The 1,233-nt window shown below is 68.0% G+C and carries 1 protein-coding gene; it reads right to left on the bottom strand.

Going from position 1 to position 1,233, the window contains the following annotated elements:
* Positions 1-345 (bottom strand): IS110 family transposase (locus tag LE548_RS45250; RefSeq protein WP_225102860.1); only part of this gene is annotated, 345 nt, incomplete at its 3' end.
* Between the last annotated feature and the right edge of the window lie 888 nt (positions 346-1,233).

Raw genomic sequence — 1,233 nt, 5'->3', positions numbered from 1 at the left:
CACCGCGACCCTCCTACCGATCGTCGAGGTGAACCAGGGCAAGACACAATGAACTTGACAAAACAGATTCCACATAAGGTCGCGGTAGCGGGCCGCGGCCATCGGGTTGATCGCGAAGACCTTGCGGTTGCCGGTCCGCAGGACCGCGACGAGCAGGCCCCGGGAGGTCTCGATCGCCACCGGGATCGGGCTTTCCTCGCTGTCGCCGTACTCGGCAAGCAGATCCAGCAGGACCTTGTAGCCGACCGCGTCGTCGGTGATGTGCCGTTTGGCCGGTAACTGGCCGCAGTCGTCGACCAAGGCGACGTCATGGGTCTTCTCCGCCCAGTCGATTCCGCAGTAGATCGAGGTGGTTCCTTCCCCCGATGTGCGGGTGTTTGCCCTGGTGACGAGCGCATGCGGACCACGCGGCTCCCCAATTCCGGGTCTCGACCACAAGGGCCGGACCGACGCCTCACTCGCCGTGTTCGTGGCACCAGCGCACCGCGCGGGCCTCGGTCTGTGCGGGAGCTCAGACGGCTCGGCTGCAACGAGAGGTCACCGAGGACGTGCTGAATATGCGGCGCGCCGCCCGCAAGGGCGGCACCGGGCCGCTGCTTCGCTGGCTGGCGGGCCGCACCGGCGCCACCGCGATGGGGCGGGTGTACGTCATCGAGGGTCCGCCGAGGGTTCGCGGCCAACTGGTCGTGGAACTGGCCGATGTGGCCGACGGCGCGTGGATCGTGCCGTGCCCGGTGTACGCCGACCACCTCTTCATGCTTGCGCCCGGTGACTGCGCCCCGGCACCGGGACCCTCGAGCCGGCGGCCGCCTGCTGGATCGGAGAGAGCAGTGCCGTGCCCCTGTGGGAAACCGCCACCGGCTATGCTCAGGCGTTCCATGCCGTCGCCGCCGCACGCGGCCGCTCCGAACGGCAGGCCTCGTTCGTGGCCAACCCCGACCTGGCACTGGCCATCGGGCCCGCTGCGGCGACCTGGGCCGTTCCTCTCACCGATCCGTACCCACCGCGTCAGGCGGGCCCAGGACCCCGGCAGCGCGGAACTGCTCGCCACCGCCGCGTCATGGCTCAGCTTCCACTCCCGTGCCACGGCCCACCTGAATATTCACCGCAACACCCTGAGCGCGCGCCTGACATGCATCCAAGAACTGTTCGGCTTAGTACTGCAACCGCATCTGGGGTGACGATCAACGTCGCCTGTCGTTGATGTGACTGTGTGCTGATGCGCTGACGGTC

The organism is Streptomyces sp. CoH27 (assembly GCF_020181035.1).
In the GTDB taxonomy this organism is placed as follows: Bacteria; Actinomycetota; Actinomycetes; order Streptomycetales; family Streptomycetaceae; genus Streptomyces; species Streptomyces camelliae.
Note: the sequence above shows the minus strand (reverse complement) of the source record. Positions and strands in the feature narration are given on the sequence as shown.